The organism is Streptomyces rapamycinicus NRRL 5491 (assembly GCF_024298965.1).
Lineage (GTDB): Bacteria > Actinomycetota > Actinomycetes > Streptomycetales > Streptomycetaceae > Streptomyces > Streptomyces rapamycinicus.
Genome location: NZ_CP085193.1, coordinates 6,555,991 through 6,573,593, shown reverse-complemented (window position 1 = coordinate 6,573,593; position 17,603 = coordinate 6,555,991). Strand labels below are relative to the sequence as shown.

The 17,603-nt window shown below is 72.4% G+C and carries 14 protein-coding genes; 6 read left to right on the top strand and 8 right to left on the bottom strand.

Going from position 1 to position 17,603, the window contains the following annotated elements; translation table 11 throughout:
- Positions 1-9 precede the first annotated feature (9 nt).
- The 5 genes from LIV37_RS27760 to mshA form a co-directional block, all read right to left on the bottom strand.
- Entirely contained in the window at positions 10-2,013 is a 2,004-nt protein-coding gene (locus LIV37_RS27760; protein ID WP_020870408.1) for a M48 family metallopeptidase, read from the bottom strand.
- Complete coding sequence (locus LIV37_RS27755) at positions 2,010-2,795, bottom strand: RNA polymerase sigma factor (protein WP_020870407.1); 786 nt, start codon at positions 2,793-2,795, stop codon at positions 2,010-2,012. The genes LIV37_RS27760 and LIV37_RS27755 overlap by 4 nt, the downstream gene beginning before the upstream one ends.
- A 323-nt stretch (positions 2,796-3,118) precedes the next feature.
- Positions 3,119-4,864, bottom strand: a complete 1,746-nt coding sequence (locus LIV37_RS27750; RefSeq protein WP_020870406.1) for a glycosyl hydrolase family 28-related protein — start codon at positions 4,862-4,864, stop codon at positions 3,119-3,121.
- A 157-nt stretch (positions 4,865-5,021) separates the two neighbouring features.
- Positions 5,022-5,579, bottom strand: coding sequence for a type III secretion system chaperone family protein (locus tag LIV37_RS27745; RefSeq protein WP_214663852.1), 558 nt, complete (start codon positions 5,577-5,579; stop codon positions 5,022-5,024).
- Positions 5,580-5,643: 64 nt separating this feature from the next.
- Positions 5,644-7,005, bottom strand: a complete 1,362-nt coding sequence (mshA, locus tag LIV37_RS27740; protein WP_020870404.1) for a D-inositol-3-phosphate glycosyltransferase — start codon at positions 7,003-7,005, stop codon at positions 5,644-5,646.
- Between the two features lie 326 nt (positions 7,006-7,331).
- On the opposite strand from mshA, the gene LIV37_RS27735 reads away from it, so the two are divergent.
- The gene (locus LIV37_RS27735; RefSeq protein ID WP_020870403.1) at positions 7,332-8,144 is read left to right on the top strand and encodes a class I SAM-dependent methyltransferase; all 813 of its coding nucleotides are present in this window, start codon (positions 7,332-7,334) and stop codon (positions 8,142-8,144) included.
- On the opposite strand, the gene LIV37_RS27730 is transcribed toward LIV37_RS27735, so the two are convergent.
- Entirely contained in the window at positions 8,107-9,645 is a 1,539-nt protein-coding gene (locus LIV37_RS27730; RefSeq protein WP_020870402.1) for an APC family permease, read from the bottom strand. The genes LIV37_RS27735 and LIV37_RS27730 overlap by 38 nt on opposite strands.
- A 140-nt stretch (positions 9,646-9,785) precedes the next feature.
- The gene (locus tag LIV37_RS27725) at positions 9,786-10,634 is read right to left on the bottom strand and encodes a helix-turn-helix transcriptional regulator (protein ID WP_020870401.1); all 849 of its coding nucleotides are present in this window, start codon (positions 10,632-10,634) and stop codon (positions 9,786-9,788) included.
- Between the two features lie 160 nt (positions 10,635-10,794).
- On the opposite strand from LIV37_RS27725, the gene LIV37_RS27720 reads away from it, so the two are divergent.
- Positions 10,795-11,820, top strand: a complete 1,026-nt coding sequence (locus LIV37_RS27720; RefSeq protein WP_020870400.1) for an aldo/keto reductase — start codon at positions 10,795-10,797, stop codon at positions 11,818-11,820.
- A 109-nt stretch (positions 11,821-11,929) separates the two neighbouring features.
- On the opposite strand, the gene LIV37_RS27715 is transcribed toward LIV37_RS27720, so the two are convergent.
- Complete coding sequence (locus LIV37_RS27715) at positions 11,930-13,363, bottom strand: aminotransferase class I/II-fold pyridoxal phosphate-dependent enzyme (protein WP_020870399.1); 1,434 nt, start codon at positions 13,361-13,363, stop codon at positions 11,930-11,932.
- A 180-nt stretch (positions 13,364-13,543) separates the two neighbouring features.
- Here LIV37_RS27715 and LIV37_RS27710 point away from each other — a divergent pair, with 180 nt between their 5' ends.
- The 4 genes from LIV37_RS27710 (at position 13,544) to LIV37_RS27695 (ending at position 17,498) form a co-directional block, all read left to right on the top strand.
- Positions 13,544-14,518 (top strand): type 2 periplasmic-binding domain-containing protein, encoded by a 975-nt coding sequence (locus tag LIV37_RS27710; protein ID WP_121824434.1) that lies wholly within the window; start codon positions 13,544-13,546, stop codon positions 14,516-14,518.
- Positions 14,519-14,721: 203 nt separating this feature from the next.
- Entirely contained in the window at positions 14,722-15,531 is an 810-nt protein-coding gene (locus tag LIV37_RS27705) for a deaminated glutathione amidase (protein ID WP_020870397.1), read from the top strand.
- An 8-nt stretch (positions 15,532-15,539) separates the two neighbouring features.
- Positions 15,540-16,475, top strand: coding sequence for an ABC transporter substrate-binding protein (locus LIV37_RS27700; protein ID WP_121824435.1), 936 nt, complete (start codon positions 15,540-15,542; stop codon positions 16,473-16,475).
- A 24-nt stretch (positions 16,476-16,499) separates the two neighbouring features.
- The gene (locus tag LIV37_RS27695; protein ID WP_020870395.1) at positions 16,500-17,498 is read left to right on the top strand and encodes an amino acid ABC transporter permease; all 999 of its coding nucleotides are present in this window, start codon (positions 16,500-16,502) and stop codon (positions 17,496-17,498) included.
- Positions 17,499-17,603: the final 105 nt, after the last annotated feature.

The following is a 17,603-nucleotide window of genomic DNA, read 5'->3' as shown; positions in this document are numbered from 1 at the left end:
CCGTGGTGATCAAGGCGTGGATCTCGGGATGATCGGCTCGATGTGGATGCTCGGCACTGAGCGTGTGGGCAATCGGTACGTCGGGGGCGTCGGCCAGGCCGGGAAAGTGGGCCGCTGGTACGTCGGGAGCGGAATGGGGAACGGAGTGGGGTCCGTTCCCGTCCCGCCACCCGGCTGGTAGCGGTCGTTCCAGCGGGTCACCGGTGTTCCGGGGTAGCTCGGCTCGTCCCGGTTCACCCATAGGACGAACGTCAGCCCCGTCATCCCCAGCAGCACGGTGAGCGCCAGCGCCCGTACGGCGGTGATGCGTCGGCGTGCGGGGCCGGTGGGCCCGGGGGCGATGCTGACCCGTCGCGCTTTCGTGTTGCCCGCTGGGCCGGTGTACGGCAGGGGTGCGCGTTCGTCCACGCCCAGGGCGGCCAGGTGCAGCCCCAGCCGCTGGGTCTGGCCGGGGAGTCGTACGGCGGTGTCGGCCCAGGTGCGGATCGTGTCGGGGGCGATGCCGTCGGGCGGTACGAGGATGCTGGGGCCGGTCCAGTTCATGGCCCAGTACGCGGTCCCCTGCGCTACCAGCTGCGCCCCGATCAGTACGGCCAGGGCCCCGGCCAGGGGGGCGAGCGGGTCCTGTTCGGTCTGATCGCCACGGGGCATTCGCTCGCCCGCGGGCAGCCGGGCGCTCAGCGCGCGGGCCAGCGGCATGCGACGGCCGCCGTCCAGCAGTCGCAGCACTCGGTGGATCGTCAGCCTCTCCGGCTCCCCGCCCGGCTCCGCCTTCGTCCATCCCATCCCCTCCGTCTCCTCCACCGCGCGTACCGCCTCCGCCAGCGGGGTCAGGATCCGTGTCGCGCGGTGCTCCGCCAGTTCGGTGAGCCAGTCCCGCCAGGGCACCCTCGTGCCCGTGTCCGGCCCGGAGAGCAGGACGCGGCCCAGCGCGACCGCGTACCGCGGCTGTGCGGAGAGCGGTTGTGGGGAGGGGAAGGGTTCGGCCCCGGGCTCCTGCGCGGGCGGGCGCGACAGCCGTTCCAGCCGGACGGCCAGGGCCGGATGCGCGTCGTCGCGGTCCGCGGGCCGCTCGACGGCGCGGGCGCGCAACGCGGCCATCGGCTCCCGTAGTTCGGGCGCCTCGACCATATGGGCGAAGGCGCGGAACGGATCGTCGGGGATCCGCCCCGTCGCCCGGCGCATCGGGGCGAGGAAGTCCGCGAGGAACTCCTGCCACGCCGCGTCCAGCGCCGCCGTGGAGCACAGGGCGTCGGCGACGGCACCCGGACCGGCCACCCGCGCCGCCTCGCGGTCGGCCTCCAGCTCCTGCCGCCGCCGGACCGGGCGGGTGAGCCAGCGGAAGACGTGGGTGTAGAGACCGAGCAGCAGCAGCGGCAGGCCCGCGTACAGCCGCACCAGGTCGTTCGCGGCCGACGCGTCCTGGATCGCCTGCCGGGCGGCGACCAGCCCCGCCGCGCCCCGGTGGGCGACCGCGCCGAAGCGGCTGTGACGGCCGGAGAAGTGGCCCAGCTCATGCGCGAGGACGGCGCGCAGTTCGGCGGGCGACAGTCCGTCCAGCAGGGGCAGTCCGAGGTAGAGGACGCGTCGGCCGGGGGCGAGGCCGAGGAGCGGTGCGTCCTCGGTGACGGAGGCGTTGGCCTCGGCGGTCAGCTTGATGTGGCCGGGCGGCCGGGTGCCGACGTCGAGGGCCAGCTCCTCGACCGTGCGCCATAACTCCGGCGCCCCGCGCCGGGTCACCGTCACCGCGTCCTCGCGCGGGGTGGCGGGGCGGGCGGTGCGGATCACCGCCCACACCATGCCGAAGACGATGGGCGCGAGCGCGGCGCAGGCGGTGACGACAGTGGTGGGCGGCGTCGTGGCCTCCGGCGTTCCCGCGGTCCATAAGGCCGCCGCGAGGAAGGCCGCCCAGAGCAGCACCATGGCCGCGACCAGCGCGTAGAAGACGGCGAGCAGGGCGAGGGCGAGGAGCGCGCGGGCGGTGGCGAGGAGCGCGCGGGCGGCGGAGATCATCGACGCCCCCGGATGCCGTCGCCGACGCGGTTCGGGGCGACGTTCGGGGCGACGTTCGGGCAATCGCCGCGGGCGCGGTTCGCGTCGCCGTCGGGCGGCTTCACTCGGGGGACGCCGTCCCCCTGCGCGTCGTGGCCGACGCCACGGGCATCATCCCAGCCGTCGTCGCGCACCCCGCCGCGGCCTCCGCCCCCGCCCCGCGACGCCCGGCCCTCGCCCCTGAACCCGGCCGACAGCCACTCCGCGGCCCCGTACAGGGTCACGCTCAGCGGGTCCTCCGGGGTGCGGGTCAGGAGGCGGTCGGTCGCGCGGCCCAGCTCCGGGGAGACGTCGAGCAGCAGGCTCAGCCGGGCGCGGGCCTTGTGGAGGTTGCTGCCGACGCTGCCGACGGAGATGCCCAGCTCGGCGGAGATGGCCTGGTAGCTCATGCCCTCGAGCGAGTGCATGACGACCACCTGGCGCTGGCGTGGCGGCAGCGTGCCCAGGGCGCGCAGGGCGGCCAGCGCCTCGGCGGTCTCCTCCACGCTCGCGGTCGTGGCGGCCGGGACGCTCATCTCGGCGGGCTTCCAGCGGAACCACCAGCGCCGCCCGTCCCGCGAGAGCTTGCGCCGCATGGTGGTGGTCACCCATGCCTCGGGCGAGGCACACGCCCTGACCTCGGGCCAGCGGCGCATCGCCTCGATGTACGCGCCCGGCTCCGTTCTGTTCACCAACTCGGCCAGCGTGCGCGCTCGGAGCCGTTCGCCCGAGCGCACCGCCAGCCGGCGGATGACATCTCCCATCAGCCGTAGCACCGTTCCTGGGCAGTGGGCGGGAGTGAGTCCGCTCACTGGCACGCCCCGAACGGTTTTGGGCGCACTGGTCGTCCGCTTTCGCGTCCCGGGCGGCGACACGGATCGCGTCCGTGGTCCGAGCCGGGCGGGCGGAGTCCCTCACGACCCGGCCATGTGGTGTCACGACCGTTGCCACCGTGAGCCACGGATTGTCCATGAGCACCGTTGTGTCTCCTCTTCATGGTTCCCGGCCGCCGGAGCCGGTTCACCATGAAGAGCCCTCATGGACCGTTTTTCTTCACCGCGTTCCTCACGATGTTTCAGGCGCGATGTCAGCGAAGTGCGCGCTGCGCCTCGTACAGGTTGCGGGGGTGGACCGCCTCCGGGTGGCCATAGGACTCGATACGGGAGTGGAGCGGGCCGGTGAAGTCCGGGACGTCGATCTGGCCGAACTGCCGGACCTCGCTGATCCCGACGGTCGCGCTGTACGGCGCGATGTCGTCGATCTTTACGCACCCGGCCCGCTGATTGGTGACCGTGACGTTCCAGTGGGCGAACCGCGCTCCGTAGAGCGGACCGGCGCTCGCGTCGCCGCCGTGCGACCCCGTGTTGTCCACGGTGATCTCCGTACGGACGTTGGCGAAGGGCATTCCGCGGTGGGTGTCGAAGGTGCCCATCTCCATCCGGCCGCGCGACCAGACGTTGTAGCTGGACAGCCCCTCCACGTTGATCCCGTGCAGCTGTGTCCCCGCGGGGGCCGGGACGGTGCGCTGGGCCAGCACGAAGTCCTCCACGAGGTTGTCGTGCGAGCCCTCGCGGCAGCAGTAAGGATGATGGCTGCCGCGGCCCGTCACCCGGGTGCGGCGCAGGGTGCACGCCTTGGCGGCGACGAGCAGGAAGCCGTTGTCGACGTTGCTGACGGTCACGTCGTCCACCCAGCAGTCCCACGCGCACTGCAGCGCGACGCCGTTGTACCCCTTGTCCAGCAGGTGCTGCGACTGCGGGGTCTCGACGACATCGAGGGTGATGCCCTCGACCCCGGAGCCGGTGACCGGGCGCACCAGCGTGGTGAACCGGGGCTTCCAGCCGGGCCGGGCGTCGAGTGGCAGCGGGCGGTCGAGGGTCACCCGGCGGCGCCGCCGGTCGACGGCGACGACGCGACACGGCCACTCGTAGGGGACGTACGAGGTGAGCTTGGTCTTGTCGGTCCAGACGTAGTCGGCGGCGCCCTCGACATCACCGGCCATATGGGCCAGCAGCGAGTGGCTGTCGTCATCGGTGAGTTGGAACAGCACGCGGTCGCCGCGGCGCAGGGCGGACGGGTCCTCGACGGTCACCGTCCAGTCGCCGCGGCGGGCGGGGGCGGCGACATCGGTAAGGGTGTGCCACTCGTCGCGCCGGTTGCCGGTCCAGCCCTCGAACGGCCACGCCTGGGCCCGGATCGCATCGGTGAGGGTGCGCCAGCGGGCGTCCGGGCAGATCCAGATGAGCCCGCCGGCCCAGGACCAGGACGACTTGTTGCCGCCGTAGCGGCTGCCGTACGGGCCGATCAGCTCGGTGAGGTCGCGGGTCGCGTGGAGGGTGGTACGGCCGCTGCCGGCGCCGCGCAGTACGACGTTGTTGTAGCCGAGGCGGATGACGTCGTCCACGCGGTACGTCCCGGGCGGCACCAGCACCGTGCCGCCACCGCGGCGACCGGCGGCGGCGATGGCGCGGTTGATCGCGGGGGCGGCGTCCGCGGAGCCGTCCGGCCGGGCGCCGAAGGCGCGGACGTCCGCGACGACGGGCAGGCGGGGGAAGCTCGTGCGGCCACCGAGGTATCCGGCGCGGCCGACGTAGGGGATCTGGGGGTGGGTGTACGGATGGGCGCGGAACTCACGCCAGAGGGCGGACGTACGGGCCCCGCCGGACGTGCCCGCCCCGCCGGATGTACGGGCCCCGCCCGGCGTACCCGGTGCGGCGGCCGCCGCCGCGTCCGTGGCGGTCAGGAGCGGGGTCCCCGCCCCCAGGAGCGTGGCGCCCGCCGCCAGTCCCATCGCACCGCCGAGCAACTGCCTTCTGCCGATCTCCGTGCCCATGAGACAGCCCCGCTTTCCATGGATGTGAACGCAGTTCAGGTGAGAGACGGCGTGAGAATGCCATGGGGCAGGGGTGTGCGGAAGGGGTCGCGTCAGGATGGGCGTGGACCAAGCAGAAAGGCAGGATTGGACGAAGACCGGGCCGGGGCCCGGTCGTTCACTTCGCCGCGTCCCGGGTCAGACTGCTGAACGCCTCAAGATTCCGGGTCGATTCGCCACGCGAGGTACGCCATGCGTACTCCTTGCGAATGGCCGTGGCGAACCCCATCTCCAGCAGCGTGTTGAAGCTGCCGTCCGCGTTCTCCAGCACCGTGCCGAGCAGCCGGTCCACTTCCTCCGGGGTGACGGCCGCGAGCGGCAGCTTGCCCACCAGGTAGATGTCGCCGAGCGAGTCGATCGCGTAACTCACCCCGTACAGCCGGGTGTTGCGCTCCAGCAGCCAGCGGTGGACCGCCTCGTGGTTCTCGTCCGGGTGGCGGACGACGAAGGCGTTGACCGAGAGGGAGTGCCGGCCGACCCGCAGTGAGCAGGTGGTCGACAGCTTGCGGGTGCCCGGGAGCGTGATGACGTAGGTGCCGGCCTCCGGGCTCTCCCACTCCAGTTCGGCGTCGTTCAGCGTCCGCTCGATGACGGCCCGCGGGCCGCCCCCGGAGGCGGTGTCGGCCTTACGGTCGGCATCGGCCGTGGTGCCGGCCTTACGGTCGGCATCGGCCATGGGCTCGGTCTTACGGTCGGCCGTGGGGTCAGCCGTGGGCTCGGCCTTGGGGTCAGCCTTGGGGTCAGCCATGGGCCGATCGTAGGCGACGCCGCTCGCGCATCGCCTCCGTGTACACCTCCGCCGTGGCCGCGGCGGCCGTGTCCCACCCGAAGGACTGGGCGTGCCGGGCCGCCGCCGCGCCCATCCGGTCCGCCCGCCCCGGGTCCTGTACGAAGGGGCGCAGGGCGCGGGCGTAGTCGGCGGGGTCGTGGCCGTCGATCAGCGTGCCGCTGACCCCGTCCCGTACGGCCACCGGCAGACCGCCCACCGAGGCGGCGACGACCGAGGTGCCGCACGCCTGCGCCTCGATGGCCACCAGGCCGAACGACTCGCTGTACGACGGCATGACCAGCACGGACGCCGCCCGGTACCAGTCCGCGAGCTCGTCCTGCGCACAGGGCGGCCGGAACCGGACCACATCGCAGATCCCGAGCCGCGCCGCCAGCTTGTGCAGCCCCTCGGGCTTGGCCAGGCCGCTGCCGCTGGGGCCGCCCACCACGGGCACGACCATGCGCTCGCGCAGCGAGGGGTCCTCCTCCAGGAGGTGGGCGACGGCGTGCAGCAGGATGTCGGGCGCCTTGAGCGGCTGTATGCGCCCGGCGAAGAGGGGTATCAGCGCGTCGGCCGGGAGCCCCAGCCGGGCCCGGGCGGCGGCGCGGCCGTCGGCGGGCCGGAAGCGGTCTAGGTTCACCCCGGGGTGGACGACCGCCACCAGGTCGCGCGCCGCCTCGTAGTGGCGCACCAGCTCCTCCGCCTCCTCGACGGTGTTGGCGATCAGCCGGTCGGCGGCACGGACGATCTGCTGCTCGCCGATGACGCGGGCCGCGGGCTCGGGGGTGTCGCCCGCCGCCAGCGCGGCGTTCTTGACCTTGGCCATGGTGTGCATGGCGTGCACCAGCGGCACTCCCCAGCGCTCGGCGGCCAGCCAGCCGACGTGGCCGGAGAGCCAGTAGTGGGAGTGGACGAGGTCGTAGTGGCCCGGCCGGTGCCCGGCCCACGCCTGCATGACGCCGTGGGTGAACGCGCACAGCTGCGCCGGGAGATCCTCCTTGGCCAGACCCTCGTAGGGCCCCGCGTCCACGTGCCGGACGAGCACCCCGGGGGCGAGCTCGACGGCCGGGGGCAGCGCGGCGGTGGTGGCCCGGGTGAAGATCTCCACCTCGATGTCGATGGCGGCCAGGCGCCTGGCCAGCTCCACGATGTAGACGTTCATGCCACCGGCGTCGCCGGTGCCGGGCTGATGCAGCGGCGAGGTGTGGACGCTGAGCATCGCGATCCGCCGCGGCCGCCGTGGAACGCGGCGAAGCCGCTGGTGGGACGGGGCGCCGAACGGTATGTGGGACAGGCCTCGCAGGCCGCCGAGCCGGGACGCGTGCTGGCTCACCGCGCGTTACCTCCTTGCCGGGGCGGACTCCCTCCACGGCGTCAACACCGGAACGTATGGTTCCCATTTCCGCTTTGCCAAAGCGTGACGTTCTGATGTCCGACGGCGACTCCCCGTCCCCCCAGATACAGGCTCAGCGCCACAGGCTCGGCGTCCGACTTCGCCCCGGCACAGGCTCCCCGCCACAGGCCGCCGCCACACGCTCGGCGTCCGCCCCGGCACAGGCTCAGCGTCCGCCCCGGCACAGGTTCCCCCTCCGCCCCGGCACAGGCTCAGCGTCCGCCCCGGCACAGGTTCCCCCTCCGCCCCGGCATAGGCTCAGCGCCATGCCCGCCCGCGTTCCCCCGCCGTCCCGCCCGATCGGTTCGGCGACCCGCGGGACCACCAACCCCAACCGGCTGCGCCGGATGGACCGGTGGATCGCGGCGGCGCACGGGCCCGCGCTGCGCCGCGCCGCGGACGCGCCGGTGGCGGTGGATCTGGGCTACGGGGCGGCTCCGTGGACCGCCGTCGAACTGCTGGACCGGCTCCGGACCGTACGGGCCGGGGCCCGTGTCGTCGGGGTCGAGATCGACCCCGGGCGCGTGCTCGCCGCGCGGCCGTACGAGCGCGAGGGGCTCACCTTCGCGCACGGCGGCTTCGAGGTGCCGCTGCCCGGCGGGGCCCGCCCGGCGCTCATCCGGGCGGCCAATGTGCTGCGGCAGTACGAGGAGGGCGAGGTCGCCGCCGTGTGGCGGCGGCTGTGCGCCCGGCTGGCGCCCGGCGGACTGCTGGTGGAGGGCACCTGCGACGAGATCGGGCGGCGGCACGTATGGGTCGCGCTGGACGCGTCGGGCCCGCGCACCGTGACCTTCGCGACCCGCCTCGGCTCCCTGGAACGCCCCTCCGACCTGGCCGAACGGCTCCCCAAGGCGCTGATCCACCGCAATGTGCCGGGCGAGCCGGTGCACACCTTCCTGCGCGACTTCGACCGCGCCTGGGCGGCCGCCGCCCCGTACGCGCCGCTCAGCGCGCGTCAGCGCTGGATACGCAGCGCCCAGACGCTGCGCGCCGAGGGCTGGCCGCTCACCGACGGCCCGCGGCGCTGGCGCCAGGGCGAGGTCACGGTGCGGTGGGAGGCGGTGGCGCCCCGGGGCTGACGGCGCCGTCCGGGCCATCCGGGCCGTTCCCCGTGCCGCCCAGGGCGTTCGCGGTGCCCCGGGTGCCGCCCTCCGTGTCGGGGTCGGCCCCCGCCGCGTACTCCTCGCTGACCTCCTTCGGTCCGAACGGCCACACCTTCTCCAGCCGCGCCCACAGCACGAACGCCACACACCCCGCCGCGACCCAGGCGAGCGACCATTCGATGGGATGCCGCCCGGGGGAGTTCTTGTCCGCGTAGCCGTAGATCACCAGCCAGCCCACCAGCGCCACCACGCTCGGCAGCGGATAGAGCCACATCCGGTACGGCCGCCGAAGGCCGGGCTGGCGGCGGCGCAGCACCGTGACGGCGACGACCTGCGCCAGGGCCTGCACGATCACCATGACCGTGGTCAGCAGCTGGATGAGCGTGGCCAGATCGGTGTGGCGGCCGATCAGGAAGCCGATCGCCGTCACGACACCCATCGTGGCCAGGCCCAGCACGGGGAAGCGATGGCGCGGGTGGAGCGTGCCGAACGGCCGGAAGAAGACCCGGTCGCGGGCGGCGTCGTACGGCACCCGGGAGCCGCCCAGCAGCCCGGCGAAGACGGACGCGAAGGCCGTGATGAGGATGAGCACGGTGACGACGTCGGCCGCGCCCTTCCCCCAGGTCTCCTCCAGCACCGCCGAGGCGACGGACTGGGCGGCCACCGAGTCGGGGTCGGTCATCTCGTGCCAGTCGACGACGCCGAGGGTGCCGATCTGCAGCAGCAGATAGATCCCCATGATCCCGGCGATCGAGGTGACGATCGCCCGCGGCAGGGTGCGGCCGGGGTCCTTGATCTCGGCGCCCATGTACGCGGCGGTGTTGTAGCCGAGGTAGTCGTAGATGCCGATGGTCAGGCCCGCGGCGAACCCGGTCCAGAAGTGACCGCTGGTCAGCTCGAAGGCGTGGTCCGGATAGGTGAACGCCTGCCCCGCGTCGAAGTGGCTGAAGGCCGCCACGATGACCAGGACCACGGAGGCGATCATCACGCACCACATGACGGCCGTGATCCGGGCGATGTGCTCGACACCCCGCCACAGCAGCCCGATGACCAGGACGATGACGCCGAGGCCGACCAGATCGCCCTGGGTCTGCGTCATATCCGGCCACAGATAGCCCAGATACTGCACCAGACCGACCACACCCGTGGACATGATCAGCGGAATGAACAGCATCGCCGTCCAGACGAACAGGAACGGCATCAGCTTGCCGCTGCGGTACTGGAACGCCTGACGCAGATACACATAGCTGCCCCCGGCCCCGGGCAGCGAGGCGCCCAGTTCGGCCCAGATCAGCCCGTCGGCGAGCGCGAGCACCGCGCCCGCGACGAAGCCGATGACGGCCTGTGGTCCGCCGAAGGCGGCGACCATGAGGGGGATGGTGACGAACGGCCCGATGCCGCACATCTGGCTCATGTTGATGGCGGTCGACTGGAACAGGCCGATACGGCGGACGAATCCGCCCTCGGTGCCGGACATCCGGACCTCCATTGCCCTCTCGCGCCACTGGCGCCACCGTGGGAGGAAATGAAAGTAAGGAAAGTTTCCAGTCGCGTCAAGGAGGTGGGATGAAGCAAAAAGAGAGCGCGTCCCGGGCCGTCAGCGGCCGTCAGCGGCTCTCAGGCCACCGCCGCCGCGCCCGCCAGCACCTTCAGCGCCTCCGCCGTCGCCGACCCCTCGTCCGCCGTGTACGTGCACAGCATCTGCCCCGGATCCGCGGGCAGCACGAACGCCTCGAACCGCAGCACCAGCTCCCCCGCCTCCGGATGCCGGAACCGCTTGACGCCCCGCGTCCGCTCCTGCACCGCCTGCGCCTCCCACCGCCGCCGGAACTCCTCGCTCCGCTCCAGCAGCTCATGGGTCACCCGGCACACCCGCGAACTGCCCGGGTGGCGGCCGGTCTCCGCACGCAGCCCCGCCACCGTGTCATCGGCGATCTCGGCCCAGTTCGGATGGATCTCCCGCATCCGGGGGTCGAGAAAGACCAGCAGCGGGCCGTTGCGCCGCTCCTCGGGGATCGCGGCGTAGTCGATGCCGAGCCGGGTGCCGAGGGTGTTCCAGGCCAGGACGTCCATCGCCGGTCCGTAGACGTAGGCCGGGATGGTGCCGTCCATCGCGTTCAGCAGCTGCTGGATCTCCGGCCGCACCCGCGGCCGCGGATCGAGGTCGGGCTCCCCGGCGCGCCGCCGGGGCAGGGTGATGTTGCGCAGATAGGTGTGCTCGGACGGGGTCAGCCGCAGCGCCCGCGCCAGTCCGTCGACCACCGAGTCCGAGACGGCCGGGGCCCGGCCCTGCTCGATACGGGTGTAGTAGTCGACGCTGATCCCAGCCCGCTGAGCGACCTCCTCGCGGCGCAGACCGCGCACCCGGCGCCGGACGACCCCCTCCGGCAGCCCCAGCTCGGCCGGGTCGAGCGCGGCGCGGCGCGCATTGAGAAACCCCTTGATCTCCGGTTCGGAATGGCCCATCGCTCCATTATCCGGGCAACGCCGGATTCTGGGCCGGACAGGTGGTTCTGGCAGACCCAGGTTGAGCCGGGCCTGGTGAGGTCCCCGTCCGGCGCCGAGGCTGAAGGCGCAGGACGCCACAGAAGGCAAAGGCCACGGAAGGCAAAGGAAGGCAGCTGCCATGAAGCGCAGGATCCTGGGCGGAACCGGCATCTCGGTGAGCGAGTACGCCCTGGGCGCGATGATGTTCGGCGCCCTGGGCAACGCCGATCACGACGACTCGGTACGGATCATCCACCGCGCCCTCGACGCGGGCATCAACTTCGTCGACACCGCCGACACCTACTCCGGGGGCGAGTCCGAGGAGATCGTCGGCAAGGCACTCAAGGGCCGCCGCGACGACATCGTCCTCGCGACCAAGGCCCATTTCCCGATGGGCGACGACCCCAACCACGGCGGCAACTCACGGCGCTGGATCACCCAGGAGGTGGAGAACAGCCTGCGCCGTCTGGGCACGGACCACATCGACCTCTACCAGATCCACCGGCCGGACCCGACGACGGACGTCGACGAGACGCTGTCGGTCCTGTCCGACCTGGTCAGGGCGGGCAAGGTGCGCGCCGTCGGCTCGTCCACCTTCCCGGCGGAGCAGATCGTGGAGGCCCAGTGGGTCTCCGAGCGGCGCGGGCACGTACGGTTCCGCAGCGAGCAGCCGCCGTACTCGATCCTGGCGCGCGGCGTGGAGGCGGCGGTGCTGCCGACCGCGCGGAAGTACGGGATGGGCGTGCTGAGCTGGGGCCCGCTCTCGGCGGGCTGGCTCACGGGCCGCTACTCCAAGGCGTCCGACATCGATCTGTCGGGCGGCCGGGCGGCCGTGGAGAGGCACAAGTTCGACCCGTCGCTGCCCGACAACGCGCGCAAGCTGGAGGCGGTCGGCGCGCTGGCCGAGCTGGCCTCCGACGCCGGGCTCTCGCTGCCGCACATGGCCATCGCCTTCGTACGGGCGCATCCGGCCATCACCTCGGTGATCATCGGCCCGCGCACCATGGAGCACCTGGAGGATCTGCTCGCCGGGTCCGAGGTGGAGCTGAGCGAGGACGTCCTGGACCGGATCGACGAGATCGTCCCGCCGGGCACCGACCTCAACCGGGCGGACAACTACTACGTGCCGCCGGCGCTCGCGGACAAGAGCCTGCGCCGCCGCTGAACAGACACCGCTGAACAGACACCGCTCAGCAGACGCCGCTGAACAGAAGCGGCTGAGCAGAAGCGGCTGAAAGACGCCGTTGACGGAGATGCCGCTGACCGGCCGGGGGTCATTCCATCCGGCCGGCGGAGGAGGAGGCGGCGAGTGCGATCAGCTCGGCGATCTCGTCGAGCGGCGCCCCGTCCCGGGTCAGCCTGCTGGTGGCGACCCTCACATGGGGACGCGCGTAGGAGACGCAGAACCGGCTGCCCGGCGAAACAGTGATACCCCGGGCGGCCAGGGTGACCAGTGCGGAGGTCTCGTCCACCACCGGCACCCACAGCATCAGACCGTCCCGGTTGGCGGTGTGCACACCACGCTCGGCCAGCCGTTCGGCCAGCGCCGACCGCCGGGCGTCATAGCGCCGGGCGGCCTCGCGCACACCCCGGCCGGCCCCCTCGTCGGTGAGCAGATGGGCCAGGGCGTCCTGAAGGATGCGGCTGGTCCATCCCGTGCCGAAGGTGCGCAGCACCCGCGCCCGTTCGATCATCTCCCGCGGGCCTCCGACCACGGCGATCCGCAGATCCGGGCCGTATGCCTTGGAGTACGAGCGGACCAGGGCCGTCCGGTGCGGCAGATGGGCGCCGAGGACGGCGGCCGGGCCGGTGGCCAGGGGGCCGAGGCCGTCGTCCTCGACGATGACGACGTTCGGCGCGCCCTCCAGCACCCCGGCCAGTTCGGCGGAGCGTTCCGGGCCGAGCGACCAGCCGCAGGGCACCTGCGCCCTGGACTGGTGCAGGAACAGCGCCGGGCGCGCCTCGAGCGCCCGGGCCAGCGAGCCGGGAAGGGGGCCCTGGTCGTCGCAGGCCACGGGCACGGCCTGGGCGTCCAGCGCCTCCAGGATGTCCAGCAGCCGCGCCGCCGTCGGATCTTCCACGGCCACCCGGTCCCCCGGCACCAGCAGGGCCTGGCAGAGCAGTTGCACCCCCTCGTAGCCACCGCCCACCGCCATCCAGGCGTCCGGCCGGTAGGGCCAGGTGTCCCGTACCGCCGCCAGCAGGCCGTCGGTGATGGCCGTGCGCGCGTAGTCGTTGAGCCGCGGGGTCCGGGCCCCCGCGAGCAGGGCGTTCTCCAGCGGGGGCAGCAGGGCGGGGTCGGGGGCCGCGACGGCGAGGTCCAGTGCGAGATGGTCGCCGAAGTCCCCGACGCGTTCGTAGCGGGTGGGGTGCGGAACGGTCGGCGGACCGCTGACGACGCTGCCGCGGCGGCCGAGTGTGGCGATCATCCGGTGCTTGCGCAGCACCGCCCATGCCTCCGCCACGGTGCCGGGACTCACCCCCAGCCCGGCGGCGAGCGCGCGCACGGTGGGCAGCGCACTGCCCGGTGCCAGCTCCCCGGCCCGGATGAGGTCGGTCATGGCGGCCGCGATACCGCGTGCGCTGGTGTCCGGGATACGGGCGGCCAGCCCGGCCACGGAGGCCGGGGCGCCCGGCCGCTCCCCCGGCGGCGTGAAGGCCGGGACGCCCGGCCGCGTGGCGGCCGGATCCGCGGTGTTCTCCTGCATCGGCACACCCCTCGTCGGTCTGTCGGCCGGCGGCCGGTCAGCGGGTTACGACACGGAAAAACTATGTTCGGTAACAAAACAGATCTTGTCTGCCCGATTCACTGAACAATAGCCTGCCTGGCATCGCGCAACCGAATGCGAGCTTTGCGCCGAAAATGCCATGTGCTAGGAGTGCGTACTGTGTCATCTCCCGTGATAAGCCTGGGACTTCGCGACTGGGACCATCTGGTGCCCCTCGCCTCCGGGCTCGTCGAGATCCCCGGCTTCACGGTCCGGATCGATGCGCGGGACGTCACCCCCGACGTCCTCACCGAACCCGGTCTCGACGGCGGTGAGACCTCCTTCAGCCGCTATGTCCAGGCCCGAGCGGCGGGGGACGACCGCCTCGTCGGGCTCCCCGCGTTCGTGATGCGCGGCTTTCGCCACCGCTGCGTCCTGGTCCGCGAGGACAGCCCGCTGCGCTCCATCGGACAGCTCGCCGGGGCCCGCGTCGGGCTCACCGGCTGGCCCGACTCCGGCAACACCTGGACCCGGGCCCTGCTGCGCGGCGCCGGAGTGGACCTCACGGGCATCCAGTGGCGGATCGGACCGCTGACCGCCGGTGAGACCGGCAAGGACCGGGTGGGCAATCGCCCGCTGCCCGCCAATGTCTCGGTCATGGCCGAGGGCGAATCCCTGGTGGACGAGCTGGCCGCGGGCCGGCTGGACGCGCTGCTCTCCCCCTTCATGCCGCGGGAGCTGTTCACCAGGACCAGCCGCTTCCGCCATCTGCTGGACGACCACCGCGCCGAGGAGCGCGCCTACTGGGAGGCCACCGGATTCGTCCCCGGCATCCATCTGGTGACGCTCAAGCGCGAAGTCGTCCAGGCCCATCCGGCGCTGCCCGCCGCCCTGCTCGCGGGCCTGGAGGAGTCCAAGCGCCGGTGGCTCGGCAGGCGCCGGCTGCTCGCCGACACCACACCGTGGCTGCTGCACGAACTGACCGAGTCGGCGCGGCTGTTCGGCGACGACTGGATGCCGTACGGGACGAAGAGCAACGCGGAGATGACCCGGGCCTTCTGCGAGGAGCTGTACGCCCAGGGCGTCTGGCCCGAGCCCATAGACCCCGATGTGGTCTTCCCCGACCCCGCCCTCGCCGCCGTTCCCGCACTCTGAGCCCCGCCCTCACCCCACGCCGAACCCCGCCCCCACCGCCGTTCCCGCACTCCGAACCCCGCCCCCACCGCCGTTCCCGCACTCCGAACCCCGCCCCCACCGCCGTTCCCGCACTCCGAACCCCGCCCCCACCGCCGTTCCCGCACTCCGAACCCCGCCCCCACCGCCGTTCCCGCACTCTGAACCGCTCCGGAGCACCCCATATGCGCATCGCCGTAGGACAGTTCGCCGCCTCCCCCGACTGGAAGGACAACCTGGTCGCCTGCCAGGAGCTCACCGCCGAGGCGGTGCGGGGCGGCGCGGATTTGCTCGTCCTCCCCGAGGGCGTGCTGGCCCGCTTCACCGAGGACCGCCACCGCATCCGCGAGGTGGCCCAGCCCCTCGACGGCCCCTTCGTCACCGAGTTGCTCGCCGCCACCGCCGGGTCCGCCACCACCGTGGTGGTCGGCATCCATGAGCCGTCCGAGGACGGCCGGGTGTTCAACACCCTGGTGGCGCTGCGCGACGGTGAGTTGATCGCCCGCTATCGCAAGATCCATCTCTATGACGCCTTCGGCGACCTGGAGTCGGCCAACGTCCGCCCGGCGGACGAGCCGCCCGTCGTCATCGATGTGGCGGGCACCAAGGTGGGCCTGATGACCTGCTACGACGTCCGCTTCCCCGAGCTGGCCCGGCTGTTGGTGGACGCCGGTGCCGAGGTGCTGGCCCTGCCCGCGGCGTGGGTGCGCGGCCCGGCCAAGGAACGGCACTGGGAGGTCATGGTCACCGCACGGGCCCTGGAGAACACCTGCTGGGTGGCGGCGAGCGGCGAATGCGGTCCGCGCAACATCGGCAACAGCCTCGTCGTCGACCCCCTCGGCACCGTCCGCTCCCGCCTCGCCGCCGCCCCCGGGCTGGCCTGGGCGGACGCCGCTCCCGACGCGACCGCCGCGGCCCGTCGCACCCTTCCCGTCCTGGCCAACCGCCGGTTCGCCGTCGACCCCACCGTCATACCCCTCGGAGCGCCCCAGTGAGCATCCCCATGAGACGTCCCCTGGCCACCGCGGCCACCGCCCTGTCCTGCTGTCTCGCCCTGGCCGCCTGCGGGGCCAACCCGCCCCAGGCGGAGGGCGCCACCGGCTCCTCCGGCGACTCCGAGGCGGTATCGGCCAAGCTCTCCGAGAACAAGGCGCTGCACGCGCGGCTACCCGCGAAGAACCGCACGTCCGGCACGCTGGTGTCGGTCAACAACGGTTCCTTCCCGCCCTACGAGATCGCCGGTTCGGACGGCCACAGCCTCACCGGGGCCTCCGCCGACCTCGCCGGGGCACTCGGGCAGGTCCTCGGTGTGAAGATCCGGCATGTGACCACGGACGGGCTGCCCAGCCAGCTCACCGGCATCAAGGCGGGCCGCTACGACTTCGCCCTCGGCCCCGTCGGCGACTTCAAGGACCGGCAGGGCGCGAACGACTTCGTCGACTGGGTGCGGGAGTTCGTCGTCTTCGCCGTGCCCAAGGGCAATCCGCACCACATCGACTCCCTGGCCGACACCTGCGGACAGCGGATCGCGGTGATGGCGGGCGGCTCCGCCGAGGGCGTCATCAAGAAGCAGGCGCTCACCTGCGAGAAGGACGGCAAGAAGGCCGTGAAGGTCCAGTCGTACAAGGACCAGCCCGGCTCCATCCTGGCGGTGCGCTCCGGCCGCGCGGACGCCTTCTTCTCCTCCCAGGCGCCGCTGACCTACTTCGTGGCGCAGGCCAAGGACCAGCTCGAACTGACCGGCACCGGCAAGGGCAACGGCTTCGGCGACCTCTACCAGGGCGCGGTCGTCGCCAAGGGCTCCCCGCTGCGCGACGTGCTCCTCAAGGCGCTCCGGACCCTCATTGACAACGGCACCTACGGAAAGATCATGAAGAAGTGGGGCCTGTCCGCCAACACCCTCGACAAGCCGGGCGTCAACCTCGGCGGCGAATCCTGATCCTGTGAGGAGGTGAGCCCACCCATGGCCACCACACAACCGCCGGCCACCCGGGACGACCCCGGGAAGGCCGAGCTCCCGCCCGGCGCCGTCCCCGTCGTGGACGTGGCCGGTGCGTCCCAAGTCCGCCACCCGCTGCGCTGGCTCGCGGTCCTGCTCCTCGCGGTCCTCGCCGCGCAGCTCATCCACTTCCTGATCACCAATCCCCACTTCGAATGGGGCACCGTCGGCGCCTACTTCGGGGCCCAGATCATCGGGCAGGGCATCGCCACCACGGTCGAGCTGACCGCGATCGCCATGCTCATCGGCATCGCCGGCGGGGTGCTCGTCGCGGTGGGGCGGATGTCGGACAACCGCGTGCTCAGCACGGTCTGCGGCGCCTACGTCTGGTTCTTCCGCGGCATCCCGGTCCTGGTGCAGCTGGTCTTCTGGTACAACCTCTCGGCGCTGCTGCCGAGGATCTCCTTCGGGGTGCCGTTCGGCCCCGAGTTCATCAGCGGGCACACCAACACGCTCATCACCCCCTGGCTCGCCGCCATCCTCGGCCTCGGTCTCAACGAGGCCGCGTACATGGCCGAGATCGTGCGCGGCGGTCTGCTGGGTGTCGACCAGGGCCAGACGGAGGCCGCCGCCGCACTCGGCATGGGCCGCGCGAGGGTCCTGCGGCGGGTCGTCCTCCCGCAGGCCATGCGCTTCATCATCCCGCCGACCGGCAGCCAGGTCATCAACATGCTGAAGGCGACCTCGCTGGTGAGCGTGCTCGCCCTGGCCGACCTGCTCTACACCGTCCAGTCGATCTACAACCGCACCTTCGAGACCATCCCGCTGCTGATCGTGGCGTGCCTGTGGTACCTGATCATGACGTCCGTGCTGTACGTCGGCCAGTCGTTCATCGAGCGGTACTACGCCCGCGGGGCGACCCGCCACGCCCCTCAGGGGTTCTGGAACTTCGCGCTCTTCCGCCGACGCCCGGACGCCCCGTCCCCGGCGGCGGACAGCCCCCTCGCCAAGGAGGAGACATGACGGCCCAGGACACCCAGGAGGCCACCGGCCCGGAGACGGCCGCGGCGGAAGCGACCGCGGCGGAAGCGACCGCGGCGAAGGCGACCGCCGGAGAGACCACCGCCG